The organism is Pseudonocardia kunmingensis, from assembly GCF_006716445.1.
Lineage (GTDB): Bacteria > Actinomycetota > Actinomycetes > Mycobacteriales > Pseudonocardiaceae > Pseudonocardia > Pseudonocardia kunmingensis.
The window spans coordinates 1,338,070-1,359,953 of record NZ_VFPA01000003.1 but is presented as its reverse complement, the minus strand read 5'-3'; the positions used below and the strand labels follow the sequence as shown (position 1 = coordinate 1,359,953).

Here is a 21,884-nt window from a genome sequence, read left to right as displayed (position 1 = left end):
GCCTCCGGCCGGCGGAAGCCGGCTGCTCCGCTCACGCAACCTGCTGCGCATGTGATGGAGAGCTGCGAAGGCGGAACCACCCCGCGTGGCGAGCTGGCGAAGCAGAGAGCGCCGAGGTAGGCGTGAGCGCCTGGCCTCGTCGTCGAGGTGATGCTCGCAGGCAGCGCAGCGAGGTCGCGGTGGCGCGACCAGCGGTGCCAGTACGGCGAGACGACCGCAGATCGTGCGAGGACGGACACCTCCGACGAGACATGTGTCGGAAATGAGGTGATCGAGCCGGTCGTCGGCACAGGTCATCCAGAGCGCGTGGTCTTGCGTGCCACTATCCCACCCGTACGCACGTATAGGGGTCGGTCGAATTGCGCGCCGCTCTGGATCGTGGCCTGCGATGCTCGCCACATTCGTCTCCCGCCCGATCAGCTGGTGACGAAATGGTGGGGCGACAGGCGTGACCGGTGGGGGACGGATTGTCCCCCTGCTGGCTATCCCGGTCAGCGAACCGTTCGCAGGGTGGCGACGACCTGATCGGCGGCGCGGCGGGCTGGATGCGGGGCGTGTGCGGCGAGCTCGTCGGCCAGGCTTCGAGCCCGTGGGATCAAAGCGATGGCTTCGGGGGACACGCGCGTGGCCGCGTCGAGCCGGCTGACCGCATCGCTGAACTCGCGCCGCTGTGCGTGGGCGTCGGCGCACTCGAGCAGCAGACGTGAACGGCGCACAACTGACCGGATTGCCGTCAGGTCGATCCGCTCGGCCCGGGCGATCGCCTCGCCGGGCCGGCGCAGGCTGGTGCTCACGATGACCGCCATGATCTCGACGTCGAGCGGTCGAAGGCGGAGGGCAGGTGCCAGGCCTGGCACGGCATCCGACCGGCGGTCACAGCAGCGGCGTCCAGGTAGCGGTAGGTGTCGCCGTCGCGGCCGGCCAAGCCGTGGGCCGCGGCCGCCTCGAGTTGGAGCGCGCCGAGCGTCCCCCACGCCGACGCCGTGGGCCCGCCCCGGTAAGCCCGGACCAACGCGTCGGCCCCGCGATCGGCCAACGCGACAGCATCGTCGTAGTGTCCCGCCGCACAAAGCCCGACCGCAGATGCCCACGCGGCCTCGGCCAGGGCGAGCGGTGTGTCGGCGTCCTCGGAGAACGCACGCCCGCGTTCGACGGCCAGTGCGTGCAACTCGGGTTCACGAATGTGGGCAAGTAGTCGCTGCACCAGGCGGTAGAGATCACCTGTTGCAGCTCGGCAGCGGCGACGCTGCTCGCCCTCGGCGGCTCGCACGGACGTATGCGCCTGCCGGATCAGCTCCGGCAGCGCTGCGCCGATCTCGGACCGCTGCCGCGTGGAGCGGTGCCACACCTGCCACGATCGGCGTACCCGCAACGCCAGCTCTTCCGCGCTCAAGGCTGGCGCAACAGCGTCTCCCAGCATTTCGAACGCGGAGTCGGCGAGTGCTCGGCGGATCGCAGGAACGACATGATGGACCTCGCCCTGCCAGGCTTCGACCGGAGCGCTGTAATCGTCCCCGGTCAGCTCGGACACATCATCGAGGTTCAGAACGCGCGCCAGCTGCACCAGCAATGGCAGTGAGTTCAGCGGGCGCACGCCGGTCTCGATCTTCTTGAGCCAGTCGGGACTGCGGCCGACCAGTCCGGCCAATACCGGACGCGACATCCCCCGGGCTCGGCGGGCGGACCGGATCCGCTCGCCCGTGCTCAGCGTGGCCACCTGCCGCACATCCTGCGGACCGACGCGCATGACCGACCACGAAAGCCGTCAATCCTCGCCGTGGACCGTCGGAACGGGGACGCGATTGCTACCCTGCGCGCGCCTATCAGTCATCGGAAGGGGCTTGGCGCGCATGACGATCGTCGGGATCACCGGCCACAGCAACCTGTCCGGCGACTCCTACCCCACCGTCCGTCACGCGCTTCTGGACCACCTGGGTCCGCTACGCGATGACCTGATCGGGATGAGCTGCATCGCCCGCGGGCCCGATCAGATCTTCGCCGACCTCGTCCTCGAACTCGGCGGCACGCTCGACGTCGTCCTCCCCGCGGCGGACTACCTCTCCGGCATCCCCGATCCCGTCGATCGCGAACGCTGCGACGGCTACCTCGCCGCCGCCCGGACAACGGTGACCATGCCCTTCGAGACCTCCGGCGCTCCCGCCTACCTCGCCGCCAGTCGCTACCTCATCGATCGCTGCGACGTGCTCATGGCGGTGTGGGACGGTGCTCCACCCACAGGATCAGGAGGCACCGCCGAGGCCGTCGGCTACGCGCGGGAGCGGGGCGTCGCCGTCACGGTCGTGTGGCCCCCGGGTGCTCGACGGCGGTAGTCGATCTCCGATGTCTCGCCCGATCGATTCCGGGCACCCGGGAGGCATGGACTCTCCCCGCACCGCGATCGTCACCGGCTCCGACTCCGGCATCGGCCGGGCCACCGCCGTCGCCCTCGCCGAGGCGGGCTGCGACGTCGGTGTCACCTACCACTCCGACGAGGTGGGTGCCCGCGGCACGGCCGACGAGGTGCGCGCCCACGGACGCAGGGCCGAGGTGCGCCGGCTCGACCTCACCGAGCTGCCGGGCGCGGCGGACGTCGTCGACGACCTGGCGGAGGCGCTCGGCGGTGTCGACGTCCTGGTCAACAACGCCGGCACCGGCACGGCCACCCCGCTGCTCGACATCGACTTCGACACCTGGCGGACCGTGCTGGCCACCGACCTGGACGGCGCGTTCCTGTGCCTGCAGCGCGCCGCGCGCCGGATGACCGCGGCGGGGCGCGGCGGGCGGATCGTCAACATCACGAGCGTGCACGAGCACCAGCCCCGCGTCGGCGCCGGGCCGTACTGCGCCGCGAAGGGCGGCCTCGGACTGCTGACGAAGGTGGCCGCGCTGGAGCTCGCCGAGCACGGCATCACGGTCAACGCCGTCGCCCCCGGGGAGATCGCCACCCCCATGACGGGGCAGGAGGACACGGACCCGCACCCCACCGAGCGGCCGGGCGTGCCGCTGCGCCGCCCCGGTGACGCGCGCGAGGTGGCGGCCGTCGTCGCGTTCCTGTGCTCGCCCGCCGCGGGGTACGTGACGGGCGCGTCCTGGGCCGTCGACGGCGGGATGCTCCAGATGGGCCCGATGGCCGGCTCGCACCTGACGTCCGACGACTGGCGGCGTCCCTGACGCCGGGAGGTGACGCCCGATCGTGCCGCGACGGCGCGGGTGATACTGGTGTCGTGCGCGGCCTCGCGATGCGCTTCCTCGGTCACTCCACGGTCCGCCTGGAGCTGGCCGGGTCCGTGGTGCTCACCGACCCGGTGCTGACCCGCCGCGTGGGGCCGCTGCGCCGCGTCACGCCGACCCCGGCGCCGGTGCACCACGGTGACGTCGACCTGGTGCTGCTGTCGCACCTGCACGCCGACCACCTGCACCTGCCGTCGCTGCGACTGCTGCCGCGCACCGCCCGCGTGGTGGTGCCGCGCGGCGCCGGGCGCTGGCTGCGCCGCCGCGGCATCCGGCGCGTCGACGAGCTGGCGCCCGGTGAGGAGCTCGAGCACGGTGGCCTGCGCGTGCACGGGGTGCCGGCCGCGCACAGCGGCCACCGGTTCGGCCCGCGGTCCACGCACGGCCCGCAGGCGCGCGCGATGGGCCACGTGCTCGAGGGCGACGGCACCCGCGTCTACGCGGCGGGCGACACCGACCTGTTCCCGGGCCTCGCCGCGCTCGGCCGCCTCGATGCGGCGCTGCTGCCGGTCTGGGGGTGGGGGCCCGACCTCGGTCCCGGCCACCTCGACCCGGCACGCGCCGCCGAGGCGGTCGCGTTGCTGCGCCCGCGGGTCGCCGTGCCCGTGCACTGGGGCACGCTCACCGTCGCGGGGCTGCCCCGCCTGCCCGGCGGGCTCGGGGCCCGGATGCGCCGGCTGCTGGTCGAGCCGCCGCGCCGGTTCGCCGAGGCGGTCGGGGCCGCGGGCGGCCCGACCCGGGTGCTGGTCACCGAGCCGGGGGCGGCGGTCGCGCTGCCCGGCGCGGCGTCGGTGGCCCGATGACCGTGCTCGCGATCGGCTGGACCGATCCGTCCGCGGTCGGCTACCAGGCCCTGTTCGGCGGGGTGCTGCTCGGGTCGCTGGTGCCCGTGGTGCCCACCGGCGCCGTCGTCGGGGCGGCCGCCGCCCTCGCCGTCTCCACGGGCCACATGTCGCTCGTGGCGGTGGTGCTGCTCGCCACGGTCGCCGCGCTGCTCGGTGACCTCGTGACGTACGGGGTGGCACGGGCCGGCCGGGGCGCGCTGCTGCGCTGGGTGGCTCGCGGCCAGACCCCGGAGCGGCTGGAAGCGGCCCGGGAGCAGTTCACCCGGCGCGGGGGGCTGCTGGTCGTGGTCGGACGGCTGGTGCCGGCCGGCCGGATCCCGGTGCTGCTCGCCGCGGGCGGCCTGGGTTACCCGTGGCGGCGCCTGGTGCCGGCGGCCACGCTCGCCTGCCTCCTCTGGGCGGTCGCCTACGCCGCGCTGGGCGTGCTCTCGGGTGGGCTGTTCGACGACCCGGTGCCGGCCACGCTGCTGGCCGCGCTGCTCGTGCTGGTGGCCGGCGGCGTCGCGTCGTTCGCGACCACGCGGCTGCGGCGCCGCCGCGCCGCGCGCGCCGAGGCCGCCGGACGCGGCACCGGGGCGGCGTCGTGAGGGTGCCCGGCGCGGGCCGGCTGCTGCGCGGCGGGCGGGTGCTCGCGCGGATGGTGCTCGTGTGGGTGCTCGCGGTCGGCGCGCTGCAGCTGCTCGACGCGTGGCTCACCGGTTTCGCGATGCCCGAGTGGTGGCAGCCGACCGTCTGCGCGCTGCTGTTCGGCGTGCTCAGCGCCGTGGTGTGGCCGCTGGTCCTGCGGATCGCGCTCCCGGTGGCGGTGTTCACGCTCGGCATCGGCTCGTTCCTGCTGCTCGGCGCCGGGGTGCTGGCGATCTCCTTCGCCGTGCCCGGGGTCGTGGTCACCGACCTCGGCACGGCCGTCGTCGTGGCGGTCGCCGTGGCGGCGCTCGGCGCCGTCGTCAGCAGCCTGGTGGGCCTCGACGAGGACGAGCTCTTCTTCCGCCGGGCCGCGCGCCGCCGGGCCCGCCGCGGTGCGGCTGGTGCCGGCGAGATGCCGCCGGGGGTGCTGTTCCTGCAGGTCGACGGCCTGGGGATCGACACGTTGCGGCGCGCCGTCCGCGACGGTGACATGCCCACCTTCGCGCGCCTGCTCGACACCGGCAGCCACCGGCTCGCCGAGTGGCACACCGACTGGAGCTCGCAGACCGGTGCGAGCGTCTGCGGCATCCTGCACGGCGACAACTCCGACGTGATCGGGTTCCGCTGGTACGAGAAGGACCGGGACCACGTCATGGCCTGCTCCAGCCCGGAGGACGCCGCCGAGATCGAGCGCAGGCACTCCGACGGGCGCGGCCTGCTCGCCGTGGACGGGGCGGCGCGCGGCAACCTGTTCACCGGGGACGCCGCGCACACGAGCCTCACGATGAGCGCGCTACCGCTGGTCAGCGGGTCCGGGCGGCGTCGGCGCACCCGCGACGCGATGGGTGCGGGCTACTACGCCTACTTCGCCAACCCGGCCAACGCGCTGCGCACGTTCGTCGGAGCACTCGTCGACATCGGGCGGGAGGTCTCGGCGGCCGTCCGGCAGCGCCGCGCGGGTGTCGTGCCGCGGGTGAGCCGGGGCGGGTTCTACCCGTTCGCCCGCGCCGGTACCACCGTGATCGTCCGGGACGTGGTGGTCTCGGCGATCATCGAGGACATGCTGGCCGGTCGCGCGGCGGTGTACGCCGACTTCCTCGGCTACGACGAGGTCGGCCACCACTCCGGCGTCGAGCGCTTCGACTCGTTGGCCGTGCTGCGCGCGATCGACCGGCAGATCGGCCGGCTGCACCGCGCCACCCAGCTCGCCCCGCGCCGCTACCACATCGTCGCCCTGTCCGACCACGGCCAGACGCAGGGCTGGGCGTTCGCCGACCGGTTCGGGGAGTCGATCGAGGCGCTGGTGGGGCGGTTGTGCGGGCAGCCCCAGCCCGACCCGCGCCGGGGCGCCCACCCCGACCCGGGCCGCACGTCGGAGGGCTGGCAGGTCGGGGCGGTGCTGGCCGAGGCGTCGTCGGGAGGCGGCCCGATCGCGCGCCGGCTGCGCGACCGGGTGGAACGCGGCGCCTCCGCGCCCGACCGGCCGCGCACGGCAGGCGGCGCGCCCGGCGACGCGGCGCGCGTGGCTCCCGGTGTGGTGGTCGTCGCGTCCGGCCACCTCGCGATGGCCTCGTTCACCGACCACCCCGGCCGCGTCGAGCTGGAGACGATCGAGCGGGAGTTCCCCGAGCTGCTGCCCTCCCTCGTCGACCACCCCGGGGTGGGGTTCGTGCTGGTGCGCAGCGCCGAGTTCGGACCCGTCGTGCTCGGCCGCGACGGGCTGCACCGGCTGGCCACCGGCGTCGTCATCGGTGAGGACCCGCTGGTGCCCTACGGGCCGCACGCGGCCGACCTGGTGCGCCGGGTCGACGGGTTCCCGCACTGCGCCGACCTGATGATCAACAGCCGGTACGACCCGGCCCGGGACGAGGCGTCCCCGTTCGAGCCGCACGTGGGCTCGCACGGCGGGTTGGGCGGGGCGCAGTCCCACGGGTTCCTCCTGCACCCGGCCGGGTTCCCGGCGCCCGATGAGATCGTCGGCGCGGAGGCACTGCACCGCGTGCTGCGGGGCTGGCTCACGCACCTCGGGCACCCCGAGCCGGAGCGCCCGGCGCCGTCGACGGTGCCGGCCGCCGCGGAGTAACCGGCCCGTTCGGGAACTTCTCGTTCCGGATCGTCTTCTACGCTGGGTGGATGGACACGCGCACCGACGAGGAGATCCGCGGCGATCTGTCGTACCTGTTCGACAAGGCCAGCCAGGCGCTGGCGGCGCGGATGGGTGCGGCGCTCGGCGAGCTCGGCATGAACGTCCGCGACTACTGCGTGCTGGCCAAGGCGGCGTCCGGGGAACGGACGCAGGGCGAGCTCGCGGAGCTGGCCCTGCTGGACAAGACCACCATGGTGGTCACCCTCGACCACCTGGAGAAGGCCGGGCTGGCGCAGCGCTCGCCCTCACCCGTGGACCGCAGGGTGCGCATCGTCCGCACCACGGAGGCGGGGGGCGCGGCCGTCGCCGAGGCGCGCGGCGTGATCGACGGCGTCTACGAGGACGTACTCGGGGTGCTCCCGGACGAGCAGCGCACGGTGCTGCTGGACGCCCTGCTCCGGCTGGTCACGCACGACGGCCCACTGTCGGCGGTGGAGCCGAACCCGCACGCTCCGCGCCGGAAGCGGGGCGTCTGATGGTCCGCTGACGGCAAGTCCGATCGGGATCGTCTGTTACGAAACAATCTGCTACGGTTCCTCCTGTGTCCACTCCAGGAGGTCCGGTCGCGACCGGCACCCGTACCGCTCCCGCATCCCGCCTGCTCGCCCTCGCCGTCCTCTGCGGTGGGATGCTGATGATCATTCTCGACGGCACGATCGTCAGCGTCGCGCTTCCGGCGATCCAGTCCGACCTGGGCTTCACCCCGGCCGGACTCGCCTGGACGGTCAACGCCTACCTCGTCCCGCTCGGCGGGTTGCTGCTGCTCGCGGGCCGGCTCGGCGACCTCGTCGGGCGGCGCCGGCTGTTGCTGGCGGGCCTCGCGCTGTTCGTGCTGGCGTCGCTGCTCTGCGGCCTCGCGGTGACCGCGGAGATGCTCGTCGCGGCGCGGTTCCTGCAGGGCGTCGGGGCCGCGATGGCGTCGGCGGTGGTGCTCGGCATGATCGTCGCGCTGTTCCCGGAACCGGGGGAGCGGGCGCGCGCCATGGGCGCCTACGCGTTCGTCGGTGCGGCCGGGGCGTCGCTGGGCACGCTGCTCGGCGGTGTGCTCACCGAGTCCGTCGGCTGGCGGTGGATCTTCCTGGTCAACGTGCCCATCGGCGTCGTCGTTCTGCTGCTCGCGGTGCGGACGGTCGCGCCCGACGGCGCGGTGGACCGGTCCGGGCGCGCGGACGTCCTCGGTGGACTGCTGGTCACGGCGGGCCTCGTGCTCGCGGTGCTCACGATCGTCGGCTCGTCGACCGCGACCGATCGGCTCGGCCTGGCGACCGCCGCGGTGGCCCTGCTCGCCGCGTTCGTGGTCCGGCAGCGGCGGGCCGCCGAGCCGCTCGTCCGCCTCGGGATCTTCGGCTCCCGCGCCGTGTCGGGCGGCAACGCGGTGCAGCTGCTCACGGTGGCCGGGATGATGGGCTTCCAGTTCACCGCGGCGCTCTACCTGCAGGAGGCGCTGGGCTACGCCCCGGCCCAGACCGGCTTCGCGATGCTGCCGATCCCGGTGACGATCGCGCTCGTCTCGCTCCTGCTGTCCGGGCAGCTCATCGCGCGGGCGGGCGCCCGGCCCGTGCTGCTGGTCGGCGAGGTGCTGCTCGTCGCGGGGCTGCTCCTGCTCGTCCGGCCGGTCACCGGCAGCTACCTGGTGGACGTCCTGCCGTCGATGCTCGTGCTCGGGCTCGGCGCCGGACTCGTCCTGCCCGCGGTGACCACGGTGATGATGTCCGACGCCACGCCCGAGGACGCGGGCCTCGCGTCCGGGCTGGCCAACACGAGCCAGCAGATCGGCGCCGCGCTGGGGATCGCGGCACTGGCGGCGCTCGCGGCGGCGCGCACGGACGCCGTTGCGGCGGCCGGTGCCACGCACGTCGATGCGTTGTCCAGTGGCTACCGGCTCGCCTTCGCGGCGAGTGCGGTGCTCGTGGCCGCCGCCACCGCGCTGGCGGTGACGGTGCTGCGTCGCAACTCCGGGTCGTGAGCGGATACGAGTGCTCCGACACTCGTCTCCACTCACGGCCGGGTGGGGTTCGTACGATGCGTGAGGTGAGCATCGCGAACGATCCGATCGACGGCACCCCGACCAGCGGACCGCTGTCGGGGGTGATCGTCGCCGACTTCTCCCGGATCCTCGCCGGCCCGTACGCCACGATGCTGCTCGCCGACCTCGGAGCGACCGTCATCAAGGTCGAGGGACCGGGCAGCGGGGACGACACCCGGACGTGGGTGCCGCCCACGAGCGAGGACGGCACCGCCACCTATTACCTGTCGATCAACCGCAACAAGCGCTCCATCGTGCTCGACCTCGCCGACCCGGCCGACCTGGACGTGGCGCAGCGGCTCGCCGGGCGCGCGGACGTCCTGATCGAGAACTTCAAGCCGGGCGGGCTGGTGCGCTTCGGCCTCGACCACGAGACGGTCGCCGCCGCCAACCCGCAGGTCGTCTACTGCTCGATCAGCGGCTTCGGCACGGCGGCGGGGGCGGCCCTGCCCGGCTACGACCTGCTCGTGCAGGCCACCTCGGGGCTGATGAGCCTCACCGGCGACGCCGACGGGCCGCCGTTCCGCGCGGGCGTCGCCGTCTTCGACGTGATCACGGGCCTGCACGCGGCCGTCGCTATCATCGCCGCGCTGCACCACCGCGAGCGCACCGGCGAGGGGCAGAAGGTGGAGACGAACCTGCTCTCGGCGGCGCTGTCCGGCCTGGTCAACCAGACCTCCGCGGTGCTGGCCGGTGGCGTGGTGCCCGGGCGGCTCGGCAACGCCCACCTGAGCCTGTTCCCCTACGAGCCGCTGCCCACCGGCGACGGCGAGCTGATCGTCATCGCCGCCAACGACCACCAGTTCCGCAGGCTCGCCACCGCGATCGGCGCGCCCGAGCTGCTCGAGGACCCGCGCTTCGGGTCCATGCCCGACCGCAACGCCCACCGCGACGAGCTGCGGCCCCTGCTGCTCGCGCGGCTGGCCACGAAGTCGGCGCAGGAGTGGTTCGACATCCTCGCGCCAGCGGGCGTCCCCTGCGGGCCGATCAACACGATCGACGAGGGACTCGCCCTGGCCGAGCGCCTCGGCCTCGAGCCGGTGGTCGAGCCCGACGGCGTCCCGAGCGTCCGCAACCCGGTGACGTACTCGGCCACGCCGCCGTCCTACCGCCGCAGGCCCCCCGGCCTGGGCGAGGACGGTGCGGCGATCCGAAACTGGCTGCTGTCGAACTGACCCCCCGAGTTGCCGCAAAGCCACTTTCCCGCAACCACTTTGCAGGGAAGTGGCTTTGCTGCAGTTCCGGCAGGGAGCGTCAGTTGCCGCCGCCGAACGGGTTGCCCTGGCCGCCGAAGGGGTTCTGCTGGCCGCCACCGAAGGGGCTGCTGCCGCGGCCCTGGCTGGGGCTGCTGGTGGCGGCCTCGTCGGGCTGGCTGCCCAGCGTGACGTCGACGGTGCGTTCGGCGCCGCCGTTCGTCACGGTCAGGGTCACCTGCTCGCCGGGGGCGTGCGAGCCGATGCGGGCCATCAGGTCCGCGAAGTCGGCCACCTGCGCGCCGTCGACGCGGGTGACGACGTCGCCCGCCGCCAGGCCGGCCGACTCGGCGGGCGAGCCCGGCTGCACCGCGGCGAGCGGGGCCCCGTCACCGGTTCCGGCGCCCACGCTGCCCTGCACGCCGAGCACGGGCTTCGTGGCGGTGCCGGTGTCCATGATCTCCTGAGCGACGCGGCGGGCCTGGTCGACCGGGATCGCGAAGCCGAGCCCGATGCTGCCGCTGTCCTGCCCACCCGCGGTGGCGATGGCGGAGTTGATGCCCACGACCTGCCCGTCGAGGTTCACCAGCGGCCCGCCCGAGTTGCCCTGGTTGATCGGCGCGTCGGTCTGCAGGCCGTTGTAGACCACCGCGCCGCCGTCCTCGCCCGGCACGGCGACCGTGCGGTCGAGCGCGCTGACGATGCCCGTGGTGACGGTGCCGGTGAGCCCACGCGGCGAGCCGATCGCGACGACCTGTTGCCCGACCTGGAGCGAGGAGCTCTCGCCGAGCGTGGCCGGGGTCAGCCCGGTGGCGCCCTGCACCCTGATGACCGCGAGGTCGTAGCTGGGGGAGGTGCCCACGACGGTGGCGGGGTGCTCGGTGCCGTCCGCCAGCGTCACGGTGATCTCCCCGCTGCCCGCGACGACGTGGTTGTTCGTGAGGATGTCGCCCTCGGGCGTGAGGATCATGCCGCTGCCCTCGGCGGCGCCCTGCGCCATCGTGGCGCGGATGTCCACGGTGCTGGGCAGCACGGTCTGCGCCGCCGCGGTGACCGAGCCCGGGGCGGCGTCGACCGCTCCGGGTGCCTGCGGCGACGACGTCAGCGTGCTCCCCGACCCGTCGCCGAGCAGCGCGTACGCCCCGCCGAAGCCGGCGCCGCCGCCGACGAGGCCGGCGATCAGCGCGGCCGCCACGATGCCCGTCATGGTCCGCTGCCGGCGCGGCTGCGGCGGCAGCGTGGCGGTCGGCGGGCCCGTGAAGTGGCCGGGGGGCGGGGGGAAGTACGCGTCGGACGCGCCCTGCGGCGGGAGACCCTGCGGCGGCGGGCCGAACGACCCGGCGGGTGGGCCCGAGTGCCCACCGGCTCGCTCGGACCGGCCGTTCGCGGCGTCCGGTGCCGGGGCGCCCGCGTAGGACGGGACGGGGTACTGGTCGGTGACGGGGTACTGGTCGGTGCGGGAGTCACCGGTCGAGGCGCTCGCGTCCCGGCCCTGCTCCCTGTGCTCCTCGCTCATGCCACGACCATGCGCCCCGACCCTGAGTGGTGCCTGAGGAGTGGCTGGGAAATGGCGCGGAGTCCGTCGGCACCCGCGGCAGGGCCCACGCACTCCTGCTGATCATGGCCGGTCGCGCGTTCCGCTGAACGAGCCCGTGCATGACGCGGTCGACGTCATGGGTCCCGGGCGCGCGCAGACCTATGGTGTCGATGTGGTCCGGGAATCTCCTGTGGGCGGGCCGATCCCGTCGACCCGGGAACGCGCCGACTTGCTGATCATGAGGCCACTGCGTCAGCCGGTGCGGTCGGCGAAGACGATCACGTTGTCCCGGTAGTGGCGTTCCGTACGGTCGAACACCCCGCCGCACGTGATGATCCGCAGTTCCGAGCGCGGGGTCGGGCCGTACACGGAATGCGTGGGAAATGCGTCCTTCCCGTGGCTCTCGAACCGCCGGACGGCGAACTGCGCCGTGCGCCCGTCGGATCTGTCCACGAACACCTCGGCGTCGGGGTGCAGGGCGCGGAGGTGGAAGAACACCGCGGGCCCCGAATGCGAGTCGACGTGCCCGGCCACCACCGCCGCTCCCCGTTCACCGGGTTCGGGTCCCGCGCGCCACCACCCGGCCGCGCCGTCATGGCTGGGCGCCGGCAGCGCGCCGTGCGCGTCCACGTCGAGCGGAACGACCGGCGCGTCGACGCCGATCGCCGGGATGCGGATGCGGACCGGCGGCGCCACCTGCCCGCCGACCTCACGGGCGGCGTGGACGGGAAGGGGGAGCAGCGGGCGGGCGGGCCGTCCCGCGGCGGCGACCCCGGCGACGACCAGCAGCACCACGAGCAGCGCTGTGACCGGGCCGTGGACCGCGCCCGGAGCCGCGGAGGGGGAGCGGGCGGCACCGTTCCCGGTGCGGGACCCCACCGTCAGCCGCGCCGGCGGGTCGAGCGGCGCCCCGCCGCCGCCAGAACGCCGATGGCCAGTGCCGATGCACCCGCCGCGGCGAACGGTGCGGCCGAACCCCCTCCCTCCGCGGTGCCTCCCCCGCCGGTCGCGACGCCGCCGACGGGAGCGTCCCCGTCGTCCGGGCCTCCGTCGCCCCCGTTGTCGCCCCCGCTGTCACCTCCGTTGTCACCGCTGTCGCCGGTGTCGTGGCCGGGCTCCCCGGAGCCGCCGATCAGGTCGTCGACGAACTGGTCCTCGCAGGCCTTGCCGTCGCCGTCGGGGTCCAGCCCCTCCGGGTCGCCCGGCACGGCGTCGAACGCCGCCTGCGCGTCGGCGTGCGAGGTGAAGTCCCGGCAGTCGCGGTCGACCGCGAAGGCGGATCCGGCCAGCGTCAGCGTCGCCGCCCCGGCGAGCGCGGTCGCGGCGAGGATCGTCCGGATACGCATGGCACGTCCTTTCCAGGAAAGGGGTGAACAGATGCCGCGGAATCGGTAGGAAATGGTGTTCCGTTCGCGTTCCGTGCCGGAAGAATAGGGCGACGCACGTCATGATCGCCCTGTGTGAGCGGCGCGACCACCGGATCGTGTGCTGGTGACCGCCGACCACCCGATCAGGGGTTGCGCGCGGTGCGCAGGGTGATCAGACGTCGCTCAACAGGTCGGCGGCGACGTCCGCGTGCGCGCGCCCGTCGCCGTGGAGCGTGATCGACGGCGCCGGCGGCTCCCACGTGCCGGACGGGCCCACGTGCACCGTCACGGCGTCGGGGCGGCCGGCGCGCGCGGCGTCGAGCGCGGGGGAGGGGCCGCGCACCACGAGCACGAGCGGCCGGCCGGCGGCCGCGACGGGGCCCGCCGTGATCGACGGGTCGCGGCGGCGCAGCGCGGCGGCGAGCCGTGGCTCACCCCGGCGGCCGTCGGCGACGTTCGCCGGTCCGGTCAGGTCGAGGACGTGCGCCCCCCGCCCGACGCGCACGTCCCCGACCGCCGACGCGACGCGGCGCGCGACACGTTCGCCGAGCCCGCCGGCGTCCGCCGTGGCGGCCGGCGCCGCGCGGACCCAGCCCGCGAGCTCCGTGACGCGGCGCCCCGCCTCGGCCAGCCGCTCCCGCGGGAGCGTGCCGTCGCCCACCGCGGCGAGCAGGGCGTCGCGCACCTCCCGGTAGCCGGCCTCGTCGTCGTAGCCGTTGTCGGGGTTGCCGATGCAGACGAGGTCGACCCCGGCGGCCACGGCCGCCACCGCGCCGGGGCCGGTGCCGACGCCCGCGGCGATCGCGCCCATGTCGACGGCGTCGGAGACGATCACCCCGTCGAAGCCGAGATCGCGGCGCAGGAGGTCCAGCAGCGGTGGGCTCATCGTGGCGGGCCGCTCGTCGAGGGCGGGGAACAGCACGTGCGCGGTGAGCACGCACCGCACCCCTGTCTCGACCGCCGCGGCGAACGGCGGCAGGTCGCGGGCGCGCAGCGTGGCCACGTCGGCGGTGACGACCGGCAGGTCCCGGTGCGAGTCGACGTGGGTGGAGCCGTGGCCGGGGAAGTGCTTGGCCGCCGCGGCGGTGCCCGCGCCCTGCAGGCCACGCACGAAGGCGGCCGTGTGCCGGGCCACCAGGTCCGGGGTGGCGCCGAAGGACCGGATCCCGATGACCGGGTTGCGCGGCTCGGCGTTGACGTCGGCCACGGGCGCGAGCGCGAGGTCGATGCCGAGGCCGCGGCACTGCGCACCGATCCCGGCGCCGACGGCCTCCGTGACGGCGACGTCGTCGAGGCGCCCGAGTGCGGCGGCGGCGGGCCAGGCGGGACCGCCGGTGGCGTCGAGGCGGGTGACCGGGCCGCCCTCCTCGTCGGACGCCACGAGGAACCCGTCGCGACGCGCGTGCAGGGCCGCGGTGAGCGTCGGGAGGCCGGGCCCGACGTTGCCGGCGAACAGGCAGACCCCCGCGAGCCCGGCGTCGGCGGCGCGGCCGAGCCAGTCCGGCACGCCGACGCCGGTGAAGCCGGGGAGCAGGACGCCGTTGACGAGCTCCTCGTCGCCGGTCATCCCTTGACCGCTCCCGCGACGAGCCCGTCGGTGAGCCGCTTCTGCGCGATCACGAAGAACACCATCACCGGGATCGTGATCAGCGTGGACGCGGCCATGACGGCGCCCCAGTCCGTGGCGTGCTGGCCGAAGAAGCGGCGCAGGCCGACGGCGACGGTGTAGTTCTGGTCGTCGGACATGAACGTCAGCGCGAAGATGAACTCGTTCCACGCCACGATGAAGGAGAACACGCTCGTGGCCACCAGCCCGGGTGCCACCAGCGGCAGCAGCACCGAGCGGAACATCCGCCCCCAGGACGCCCCGTCGAGGTAGGCGGCCTCCTCCAGCTCCACGGGGACGGCGGCGACGAACCCGCGCAGCGTCCAGATCGCGAACGGCAGCGAGAAGGCCAGGTAGACGACGACGAGCCCGATCAAGGTGTCGAGCATCTGCAAGCTGCGTGCCTGGATGAACAGCGGGATGACCAGCGCCTCCACCGGCACCATCTGGATGATCAGGATCATCACCAGCACCGAGGTGCGGAACCGGAAGCGGAACCGGGCCACGGCCACGCTCGCCAGCAGCGCGAGCACCGCCCCGGCGAGCACGGTACCCAGCGCCACGACCAGGGAGTTCGCCAGGAAGCGGCCGAAGCCGCCCTCGCCGATCACATAGGCGAAGTTGTCGAGCGTCCACTCGCGCGGCCACAGGCTCCGGGAGCCGGCGTTGGCCTCGCCGTTCAGGCCCGTGACGACCATGAGGTAGACCGGGAACAGCGTGAAGACGAGGACACCCGCGACGCCGAGGCCCTTCAGGGTGGCTCTCACAGCTCCTCCTCCCGGAACAGCAGGCGCAGGTAGGCCACGGTGACGACGAGCAGCAGCGCGGTGAGCAGCACCGCGATCGCGGCGCCCAGCCCGTAGCGGTTCTGCGCGAACGACTCGACGTAGGACCAGGTGCCGAGGGTGAGCACGTTGCGGTTGACCCCGTCGCCGCCGGGCATGAGGTAGATCTGGGTGAACACCTTGAAGTCCCAGATCGTCGACAGGACGGTGACCACCGCGAACACCGGCCGCAGCATCGGGAACGTCACCGACCAGAACCGGCGCCAGGCGTTCGCGCCGTCCACGATCGCGGCCTCGTTGAGCTCCTGCGGCACCGTCATCAGCCCGGCCAGCACGGTGAGCGCCACGAACGGGAAGCCGTGGTGCACGACGTTGAGCGTGGCCACCGCGTAGAACGACAGCCGGGAGGCGAACGGGTTGGCGGTGGCCGCGTCGACGAGGCCGAGCGCGTCGAGCGCCTGCACGGCGAGGCCGTCGCCCGGGGTGAACACGAACACCCACACGTAGGTGCCGGTGACGGCGGGCATCGCCCAGGCCACCATGATCGCCGTGGTGACGATGGCGCGGACGAGCGGGGAGAGACGGGCCAGCAGCAGCGCCACCAGCGTGCCGAACACGACCGTGAGCGCCACCGCCACCACCGCGAACACCACGGTGTTGGGCAGGACGGTGGTCCACAGGTCGGGGTTGCCGAGCAGTTCGACGTAGTTGTCCAGGCCCACCCAGTCGGTGCGCCCGGACACGAGCTCGCGCAGGCCGAAGTCCTGCAGCGACAGCACCAGCACCCGCACCAGCGGGTAGAGCAGCAGCCCGCCCATGACGAGCAGGGCGGGGGCCAGCAGCAGCCACGGCCGGGTGGGGCGGGTGCCGGGTCGCCGCGGCGGCCGGGGCGCAGCGGTCGCCGCGCCCCGGGCCGCGCGGACGCGTTCCTGGACCGTCATGCCCCGTCGGCGAAGATCTGGTTCATCTCCGCGGCCGCGGTCGAGGTGGCCTGTTCCACCGTCGCCTCACCGGTGAGGATCGAGCGCATCATGGCCGCGATCGTCTTCTTGCCCTGGATCTGGCCGAACAGCGGCGTGACCGGGACGCTGCGCCCGGACTCGACCATCTGCCGCGCGAACGGCGCCACGAGCGGGTCCGGGGACTGCGCGGCCTCGTCGAGCAGCGCCTTCGTGCCGGGGAAGTAGCTCGACTCGCCTGCCCACTTCGACGCGAACTCGCCCGTGCCCATCATCTCGACGAGCTGCCACGCCAGGTCCTCGTCGTCGGTGCCCTCGAACACCGACAGCAGCGAGCCGCCCAGCACCGAGGGCGCGAGCCCGCCGTCGGGGCCCGGGATCGGGAACGCGCCGATCTTGCCCTCCAGGTCGGGGGCGGCCTCGAGGATCGCCTTGGGCGTCCAGCTGCCGGAGAAGATCATCGCGGACTGGCCCTTGGTGAACGAGTCGCGCAGGTCGGTCTCCCGCCAGGTCGCCGCAGCCGGGGTGGAGAACCCGTGGGTGAGTGCGAGGTCGGCGTAGAACTGGATCCCCGCGCGGGACTCCGGCGAGTCGACACCGCTGGTCCAGGTGCCGCCGTTCTGCGTGGCGATCTGGCCGCCCGCGCCCCAGAGGAACGGGTACACGATGAACTCGTTGTCGCCCGCGATCGGCAGCGGCAGGAGGTCGGGACGGGCCTCCTTGATGCGTTGGCCGACGGCGACGAGCTCGTCCCACGTGGTCGGTGGCGTCAGTCCGAGCTCGGCGAACACGTCGGTGCGGTAGACGAGCGAGCGCACGCCGGCGTACCAGGGCATCCCGTAGAGCGCGCCGTCCAGCGTGCCCGCCTCGACGAGGCCGTCGACGAGCCCGTCGGACAGTCCGGCCTCCTGCACGCGAGAGGTGAGGTCGACCAGCGCGCCGGCGTCGCCGAACTCGCCGACCCAGGTGGTGCCGACCTCCGCGACGTCCGGCGTGGTGCCCCCTGCGATGGAGGTGACGAACCGGTCGTGCGCCGAGGCCCACTGGACGAACTGGACGTCCAGGGTGGCACCGGTGCGCTCCTGGAACGCCGTGGAGAGCTCGGAGAAGAAGGGCTCGGCGTCCGGGTTGGTGCCCTCCATGATCCAGACGGTGAGCGCCCGGTCACCGCCCGCGGCGCCGCCCTCGTCGCCCCCGCTGCCGCAGCCCGCCAGGGCCAGCGCCGCTGCGGCGGTGGCGGCGACGGCGGTGCGCCGCGCCGCTCGGGATCCGGGCATCGACCACATGGGGCTCCCTTTCGACTCCTCGAGCAGAGGCGGACCGCTGTGTGAGACCAGAGGTCTAGTGCCGGGAACTGTAGTCTGCGTCACCCGACCGGCGTCAAGCGTCGCGAGGTCACGGTTGGATTCAGCGCCGGCGCGGGATCACGACGGGAAGATGTCCACCATGATCCGGTACCGGTCGCCCCGGTAGATCGAGCGCACGAACTCCGCCACGCGTCCGGAGCCCACGCGGCACGTGCGTTCGAAGCAGAAGGCGGGTGTTCCCGGCGCGACGCCGAGCGCCACGGCGTCCTCGGTGCTGGTCAGGGCGGCCTCCGCGGTCTGGGTGCCGGAGGCGATCCGGTGGCCGAAGCGCTCGGCGAGCAGCTCGTAGTACGAGCGGTCCTCCAGGTCGGCGCCGGTGAGACCGGGCACGAGGTCCGCCGGGACGTGCAGGTCCTCCACGGCCATCGGCTCGCCGTCGGCCAGGCGCAGACGCCGCACGTGCAGTACCGGCGTGCCGGCCGGCACCTCGAGCAGGGCGGCGAGCATGACCCCCGCGGGCGCGTGCCCGGCCGCGAGCGTGCGGCTCCCGGGGCGCAGACCGCGGGCGCGCATGTCGGCGGAGAACGAGTTGGCCGCCAGTCGATGGGCCACCTTCGCCGGCGCGACGAAGGTCCCCGCTCCCTGGCGGCGCACCAGTCGGGCCTCGGCCACCAGCGTGTCGACGGCGCGCCGCAGCGTCATGCGGGCGACGCCGAGCTCGCGTGCCAGGTCGCGCTCCGCGGGGAGTGGCTCGCCGGGGGACATCGCGGCGATCAGCTCGACGAGGCGCAGGCGCAGGCGCCGCTGCTTGTCGGTCTCGGCGGGCGGCGCGGTCATAGCCCATTGGTACACCAGTGGTCGAGCGCACGCGAACGATCGTTGCGCTCGTCGGTTGTCAGGTGTTTCCTGACAGCGTGGACGTGTGGATCGAGACCGCCCTCTCCGCCGACGTGACGGCAGCCGCGGCCGCCGTCCAGGTCGCGGCCGTCACGGAGGCGGGCAGGCAGGCCGACGCGCTGCTCGGTGAGCCACCCGTGCCCGGGAGCCTGGAGTGGCACGCCGAGGAGGGCACCGACGCCCCGGCGCGCCGGCAGCGCGCGTGGGAGCTGCTGCAGCTGCGCATCGGGCTCGGGGCCGGGCTCGACCCGCTGCCGGTGCTCGTCGGGCTGCGCCGCGGGGGCGCCACCTGGGAGCAGATCGGGGATGCCGCGGGCATGACCCGGCAGTCGGCGCACGAGCGCTGGGCCGCGCAGGTGGCGGCGGTGCTCGAGCCGCGTTAGCGCGCCCGACCAGCCCTCTTAGGTCCGCCTAACCGGATTTTGCAGTCCAGCCGCGCCGGTCCCGGCACCTAGCGTCGTCGGCGGACGGGGATCGGCTCCGTCACTGCTGTGGACGTCGGAAGGCGCTGGGTAGGGCATGGACGGGTTCCTGGTCGCGCTCGCGGTCAGCTTCGGGGTCGTGTTCGTCGCCGAGCTGGGCGACAAGTCCCAGCTGATGGCGCTGGCCTTCGCCACCCGCTACCGGGCGCTCCCCGTGCTGGTCGGCATCACCCTGGCCACCACGGCCGTGCACCTGCTCTCGGTGGCGGTCGGCCACGGGCTGGGCAGCGCCCTGCCGACCGGCTGGATCGCACTGGTCGCCTCGGTGGCCTTCCTCGGTTTCGGCGGGTGGACGCTGCGCGGCGACCGGCTCACCGCGGCCGAGCGCGCCAAGGCCGAGCGCGCCACCGGATCCGCGGTGCTCACCGCGTCCGTGGCGTTCTTCCTCGCCGAGCTCGGCGACAAGACGATGCTCGCGACGATCACCCTCGCCACCCAGCACGGCTGGTTCGGGGTGTGGGTCGGCTCGACGCTCGGCATGGTGGCGGCGGACGCGCTCGCGATCCTCGTCGGCCGCAAGCTCGGGCGGCTGCTGCCCGAGCGCACCGTCAAGGTGGGCGCGGCGGTCCTGTTCTTCGTGTTCGGCACGTGGCTGGCGCTCGACGCGGTGCAGCAGCTGACCGGGCGGAGCGCCTGGGCGGCCGTGGCCGAGGTGCTGGACCACCACGCCGCCGGCTGGCTCGCTCTCCTGCTGGGCGCGGTCGTCGCGGTGCTGGGTGTCGTGGGCGGGCGCCGCCTGCTGCACGCCTCGCCCGCCCGGCGCGCCATGGGACGCGCGGCGCGGGTGCGCGGCTCGGCGGCCTGGTGGGCGCGGGTGCTGTACGGCGCCGCCACCGTGCTCGGGCTGGTCGCGCCGCTGCTGGTCGCCGCGGACGTCGTCGACCCGATCGCGCTGTTCGACGCCCCCGGCGTGGTCGTGATCGGGGCGGCGCTCGCGCTGCTCGGCGTGGCGCTGGTGCTCGCGTCCCAGCTCGAGCTGCGCCCCACCGGCGGCGGCGCCGACCCGGTGCTGGCCCGCCGTGGCCTGCGCTCCCGGGTCCGCAACCCCGGCCTCCTCGGCGCCGTGGTCGCCACCGCCGGCACGCTGGTGATGGTGCCGACGCTGGTCGCGGTGCTTGCGGCCGTGCTGCTGGTCGTGTCGGCGCAGGTCCAGGTCAGGGCCGTGCGGGAGCCGATGCTGGTGGAGCTGCACGGAGAGCGGTACCTGGCCTACGCGGCGAGAACAGGCCGCTTCCTGCCAAGACTGACCCCGGAACGTCCCCGTACCCGCGTGGGCTGAGCACGCCTCTCCCCAAGGTGGTTTCAGGGGCGTGCGTTCAGGGCTTCGCCCACGCACCGCCGGACATCGCCGCGGAGCGGACGCGGAAGCCCGCCGTGCCCTCCACGATGTCGCGGCGCAGCTGCGCCTTGGTGCGGCCGGTGCCGTTGACCGTCGGACCGAGCGCGCGGGCGATCTCCTTCAGGACCGGAACCGTGAACTCGGCGCTGCGGCTCTGCAGGTAGTCGGCGACCTCGGCGGGCGTGACGAGCCGGTTGATGTCCGCGGCGGCCGCCGCGACGTCGACGCCGGACGGGCGGTGCACGACCTCGCGACGGATCGGGCGAACCGGCCCCGGCCGGTACTCGAGCTTCCCCGCGCCGGAGGCGATGTCCTCGAGCTGCTCGCGGCTGAGCGACTCGAGCAGTGCGACGGCCTTCTGCAGGGCGATCGCGAGCGGTGGCGAGGGGAGCGGGGAGGACGGGAGCGAGTCGATGTCGATGGGTTCGAAATCGGTCATGCCGCGATCCTCTCCAGCCGGCCCGACAGCTCGGACACGATGTCGCGCAGCTCGCGGGTGGCCGCCCGCCCCGTGCCGCCCAGTATCACCGGCACACCGTGCTCGGGGGCCGGCCCGTAGACGGCCTTGCTGTCGCGGATCGTGGTGGCGAACGTCGGCACCTCGCGGGCCTCGATCCGGCTGATCACGCTGCGCTGCGCCTCGATCGGCGCACCGTTCTGGTTCTGCACCATCGTGAACACGACGGCGGCGGCCGGGCGCTCGACGGGCACCGACGAGTGCTCGTTGTACTCCTCGACGAAGGAGCGGATCTTCAGGCCCAGCGAGTCGATCCCGTTGGTCGACAGGTAGTCCGGCTTCGTGGGGATCAGCAGCAGGTCACTGGCCGCCACCGCGTTCTTCGCGATCAGGCCGAAGTTCGGGGCGCAGTCGATGAGGACCGTGTCGTACTCGGCGAAGTCCTCGTGGCTGAGCGCCTCGCGCAACCGCCCGTGCAGCAGCCCGAAACGGCCGGGCTCGGAGAGCAGCTCGGCGGCGAGGTTCGTCTCCACGTCCGTGAGGTCGCGGTGCGCGGCGATCAGGTCGAGCCGGCCGCTGCCGCGGGCGAGCTTGTCCTGGACCCGGGGCGGCGCGGAGACCAGCTTCGCCGGACTCTCCTGGTCGCCGCTGCCGATGCGGTCGAACCAGTGCTTGATGGTCTTCTCGGGAAGCAGGTCGGCCGTCCACTCGCTCTGGGTGAAGAACGAGATCGTGAGGCTGGCCTGCGCGTCAAGATCGATGAGTAGTACCTTCTGCCCCCGCGCCGCGAAGCCGGCGCCGAGGTTGGCCGTGAGGGTGGTTTTGCCCACCCCTCCCTTGTGGTTGATGATCGCGACGACCTTCACCCGTTCTCCTCCCGCAGCACGCCGCGCGAACGATGCCATACGCCCGGAAGTGGGCTGCATCGAGGCCGACGCCGTGCCGCCCGCGTCCGCAGGCGGGCCGAAGGCGCTGCCTGCGGGCGTCCGACCCGCGGATACAGGCTGTGGAGGCGGGATCGGACGCGCCCGCAGGAGGCCGTCATCGCGGCCGCCGGAGGCCGCGCCGCGGGCGGCCCTG

General features: G+C 73.9%; 22 protein-coding genes. 10 read left to right on the top strand and 12 right to left on the bottom strand.

Features of this window, described 5'->3' with window-relative positions; genetic code table 11:
• Positions 1 to 491 precede the first annotated feature (491 nt).
• The gene (locus tag FB558_RS29440) at positions 492 to 806 is read right to left on the bottom strand and encodes a hypothetical protein (protein ID WP_142058831.1); all 315 of its coding nucleotides are present in this window, start codon (positions 804 to 806) and stop codon (positions 492 to 494) included.
• The gene (locus FB558_RS29435; protein WP_142058829.1) at positions 791 to 1,747 is read right to left on the bottom strand and encodes a helix-turn-helix domain-containing protein; all 957 of its coding nucleotides are present in this window, start codon (positions 1,745 to 1,747) and stop codon (positions 791 to 793) included. The genes FB558_RS29440 and FB558_RS29435 overlap by 16 nt, the downstream gene beginning before the upstream one ends.
• Before the next feature lie 103 nt (positions 1,748 to 1,850).
• Between FB558_RS29435 and FB558_RS29430 the strand changes: the two genes are divergently transcribed.
• The 8 genes from FB558_RS29430 to FB558_RS29395 all read left to right on the top strand — a co-directional run bounded on the left by FB558_RS29430 (position 1,851) and on the right by FB558_RS29395 (position 10,050).
• Positions 1,851 to 2,330, top strand: a complete 480-nt coding sequence (locus tag FB558_RS29430) for a hypothetical protein (RefSeq protein ID WP_142058827.1) — start codon at positions 1,851 to 1,853, stop codon at positions 2,328 to 2,330.
• Between the two features lie 46 nt (positions 2,331 to 2,376).
• The gene (locus FB558_RS29425) at positions 2,377 to 3,171 is read left to right on the top strand and encodes an SDR family oxidoreductase (RefSeq protein ID WP_142058825.1); all 795 of its coding nucleotides are present in this window, start codon (positions 2,377 to 2,379) and stop codon (positions 3,169 to 3,171) included.
• A gap of 53 nt (positions 3,172 to 3,224) precedes the next feature.
• Complete coding sequence (locus tag FB558_RS29420; RefSeq protein ID WP_170231579.1) at positions 3,225 to 4,034, top strand: MBL fold metallo-hydrolase; 810 nt, start codon at positions 3,225 to 3,227, stop codon at positions 4,032 to 4,034.
• Positions 4,031 to 4,663, top strand: coding sequence for a DedA family protein (locus FB558_RS29415; protein ID WP_425468092.1), 633 nt, complete (start codon positions 4,031 to 4,033; stop codon positions 4,661 to 4,663). Before FB558_RS29420 ends, FB558_RS29415 begins: the two co-directional genes overlap by 4 nt.
• A 50-nt stretch (positions 4,664 to 4,713) precedes the next feature.
• A complete protein-coding gene (locus FB558_RS29410) occupies positions 4,714 to 6,786 on the top strand; it encodes a phage holin family protein (protein ID WP_142059271.1) in 2,073 nt (690 codons plus the stop codon).
• 50 nt (positions 6,787 to 6,836) lie between these two features.
• On the top strand, positions 6,837 to 7,325 hold the full coding sequence (locus FB558_RS29405) for a MarR family winged helix-turn-helix transcriptional regulator (RefSeq protein WP_142058823.1): 489 nt from the start codon (positions 6,837 to 6,839) through the stop codon (positions 7,323 to 7,325).
• A gap of 65 nt (positions 7,326 to 7,390) precedes the next feature.
• Positions 7,391 to 8,815 (top strand): MFS transporter, encoded by a 1,425-nt coding sequence (locus FB558_RS29400; RefSeq protein WP_246106817.1) that lies wholly within the window; start codon positions 7,391 to 7,393, stop codon positions 8,813 to 8,815.
• 71 nt (positions 8,816 to 8,886) lie between these two features.
• Positions 8,887 to 10,050: a CaiB/BaiF CoA transferase family protein gene (locus FB558_RS29395; RefSeq protein ID WP_425468098.1), complete on the top strand. Its 1,164-nt coding sequence runs from the start codon at positions 8,887 to 8,889 to the stop codon at positions 10,048 to 10,050.
• Between the two features lie 79 nt (positions 10,051 to 10,129).
• Here the strand turns inward: FB558_RS29395 and FB558_RS29390 are convergent, their stop codons facing one another.
• From FB558_RS29390 to FB558_RS29355, 8 genes are all read right to left on the bottom strand, one after another.
• Positions 10,130 to 11,584, bottom strand: coding sequence for a S1C family serine protease (locus tag FB558_RS29390; protein ID WP_142058819.1), 1,455 nt, complete (start codon positions 11,582 to 11,584; stop codon positions 10,130 to 10,132).
• Positions 11,585 to 11,857: 273 nt separating this feature from the next.
• Positions 11,858 to 12,484 (bottom strand): class F sortase, encoded by a 627-nt coding sequence (locus tag FB558_RS29385; RefSeq protein WP_142058817.1) that lies wholly within the window; start codon positions 12,482 to 12,484, stop codon positions 11,858 to 11,860.
• A gap of 2 nt (positions 12,485 to 12,486) precedes the next feature.
• Complete coding sequence (locus FB558_RS29380; protein WP_142058815.1) at positions 12,487 to 12,951, bottom strand: excalibur calcium-binding protein; 465 nt, start codon at positions 12,949 to 12,951, stop codon at positions 12,487 to 12,489.
• A gap of 193 nt (positions 12,952 to 13,144) precedes the next feature.
• Positions 13,145 to 14,539, bottom strand: a complete 1,395-nt coding sequence (locus tag FB558_RS29375) for a glycoside hydrolase family 3 N-terminal domain-containing protein (RefSeq protein ID WP_142058813.1) — start codon at positions 14,537 to 14,539, stop codon at positions 13,145 to 13,147.
• Entirely contained in the window at positions 14,536 to 15,345 is an 810-nt protein-coding gene (locus FB558_RS29370; protein ID WP_246106815.1) for a carbohydrate ABC transporter permease, read from the bottom strand. The genes FB558_RS29375 and FB558_RS29370 overlap by 4 nt, the downstream gene beginning before the upstream one ends.
• Positions 15,342 to 16,304, bottom strand: coding sequence for a carbohydrate ABC transporter permease (locus tag FB558_RS29365; RefSeq protein WP_142058811.1), 963 nt, complete (start codon positions 16,302 to 16,304; stop codon positions 15,342 to 15,344). The genes FB558_RS29370 and FB558_RS29365 overlap by 4 nt, the downstream gene beginning before the upstream one ends.
• A complete protein-coding gene (locus FB558_RS29360) occupies positions 16,301 to 17,599 on the bottom strand; it encodes a sugar ABC transporter substrate-binding protein (RefSeq protein WP_142058809.1) in 1,299 nt (432 codons plus the stop codon). Before FB558_RS29360 ends, FB558_RS29365 begins: the two co-directional genes overlap by 4 nt.
• A gap of 147 nt (positions 17,600 to 17,746) precedes the next feature.
• Positions 17,747 to 18,466: a GntR family transcriptional regulator gene (locus tag FB558_RS29355; RefSeq protein ID WP_142058807.1), complete on the bottom strand. Its 720-nt coding sequence runs from the start codon at positions 18,464 to 18,466 to the stop codon at positions 17,747 to 17,749.
• A gap of 77 nt (positions 18,467 to 18,543) precedes the next feature.
• Here FB558_RS29355 and FB558_RS29350 point away from each other — a divergent pair, with 77 nt between their 5' ends.
• Complete coding sequence (locus FB558_RS29350) at positions 18,544 to 18,909, top strand: hypothetical protein (RefSeq protein ID WP_142058806.1); 366 nt, start codon at positions 18,544 to 18,546, stop codon at positions 18,907 to 18,909.
• 136 nt (positions 18,910 to 19,045) lie between these two features.
• On the top strand, positions 19,046 to 20,287 hold the full coding sequence (locus FB558_RS29345; protein ID WP_142058805.1) for a TMEM165/GDT1 family protein: 1,242 nt from the start codon (positions 19,046 to 19,048) through the stop codon (positions 20,285 to 20,287).
• Between the two features lie 37 nt (positions 20,288 to 20,324).
• On the opposite strand, the gene FB558_RS29340 is transcribed toward FB558_RS29345, so the two are convergent.
• On the bottom strand, positions 20,325 to 20,786 hold the full coding sequence (locus tag FB558_RS29340) for a hypothetical protein (protein ID WP_142058804.1): 462 nt from the start codon (positions 20,784 to 20,786) through the stop codon (positions 20,325 to 20,327).
• Positions 20,783 to 21,670, bottom strand: coding sequence for a ParA family protein (locus FB558_RS29335; RefSeq protein WP_170231578.1), 888 nt, complete (start codon positions 21,668 to 21,670; stop codon positions 20,783 to 20,785). Before FB558_RS29335 ends, FB558_RS29340 begins: the two co-directional genes overlap by 4 nt.
• Positions 21,671 to 21,884 lie beyond the last annotated feature (214 nt).

Bases quoted from the DNA above. Each gene is read 5' to 3' on its own strand.
- FB558_RS29440 (WP_142058831.1), bottom strand. From the start codon at position 806: ATGGCGGTCATCGTGAGCACCAGCCTGCGCCGGCCCGGCGAGGCGATC.
- FB558_RS29435 (WP_142058829.1), bottom strand. From the start codon at position 1,747: ATGCGCGTCGGTCCGCAGGATGTGCGGCAGGTGGCCACGCTGAGCACG.
- FB558_RS29430 (WP_142058827.1), top strand. From the start codon at position 1,851: ATGACGATCGTCGGGATCACCGGCCACAGCAACCTGTCCGGCGACTCC.
- FB558_RS29425 (WP_142058825.1), top strand. From the start codon at position 2,377: ATGGACTCTCCCCGCACCGCGATCGTCACCGGCTCCGACTCCGGCATC.
- FB558_RS29415 (WP_425468092.1), top strand. From the start codon at position 4,031: ATGACCGTGCTCGCGATCGGCTGGACCGATCCGTCCGCGGTCGGCTAC.
- FB558_RS29410 (WP_142059271.1), top strand. From the start codon at position 4,714: ATGGTGCTCGTGTGGGTGCTCGCGGTCGGCGCGCTGCAGCTGCTCGAC.
- FB558_RS29405 (WP_142058823.1), top strand. From the start codon at position 6,837: ATGGACACGCGCACCGACGAGGAGATCCGCGGCGATCTGTCGTACCTG.
- FB558_RS29390 (WP_142058819.1), bottom strand. From the start codon at position 11,584: ATGAGCGAGGAGCACAGGGAGCAGGGCCGGGACGCGAGCGCCTCGACC.
- FB558_RS29380 (WP_142058815.1), bottom strand. From the start codon at position 12,951: ATGCGTATCCGGACGATCCTCGCCGCGACCGCGCTCGCCGGGGCGGCG.
- FB558_RS29375 (WP_142058813.1), bottom strand. From the start codon at position 14,539: ATGACCGGCGACGAGGAGCTCGTCAACGGCGTCCTGCTCCCCGGCTTC.
- FB558_RS29365 (WP_142058811.1), bottom strand. From the start codon at position 16,304: ATGACGGTCCAGGAACGCGTCCGCGCGGCCCGGGGCGCGGCGACCGCT.
- FB558_RS29360 (WP_142058809.1), bottom strand. From the start codon at position 17,599: ATGCCCGGATCCCGAGCGGCGCGGCGCACCGCCGTCGCCGCCACCGCC.
- FB558_RS29355 (WP_142058807.1), bottom strand. From the start codon at position 18,466: ATGACCGCGCCGCCCGCCGAGACCGACAAGCAGCGGCGCCTGCGCCTG.
- FB558_RS29345 (WP_142058805.1), top strand. From the start codon at position 19,046: ATGGACGGGTTCCTGGTCGCGCTCGCGGTCAGCTTCGGGGTCGTGTTC.
- FB558_RS29340 (WP_142058804.1), bottom strand. From the start codon at position 20,786: ATGACCGATTTCGAACCCATCGACATCGACTCGCTCCCGTCCTCCCCG.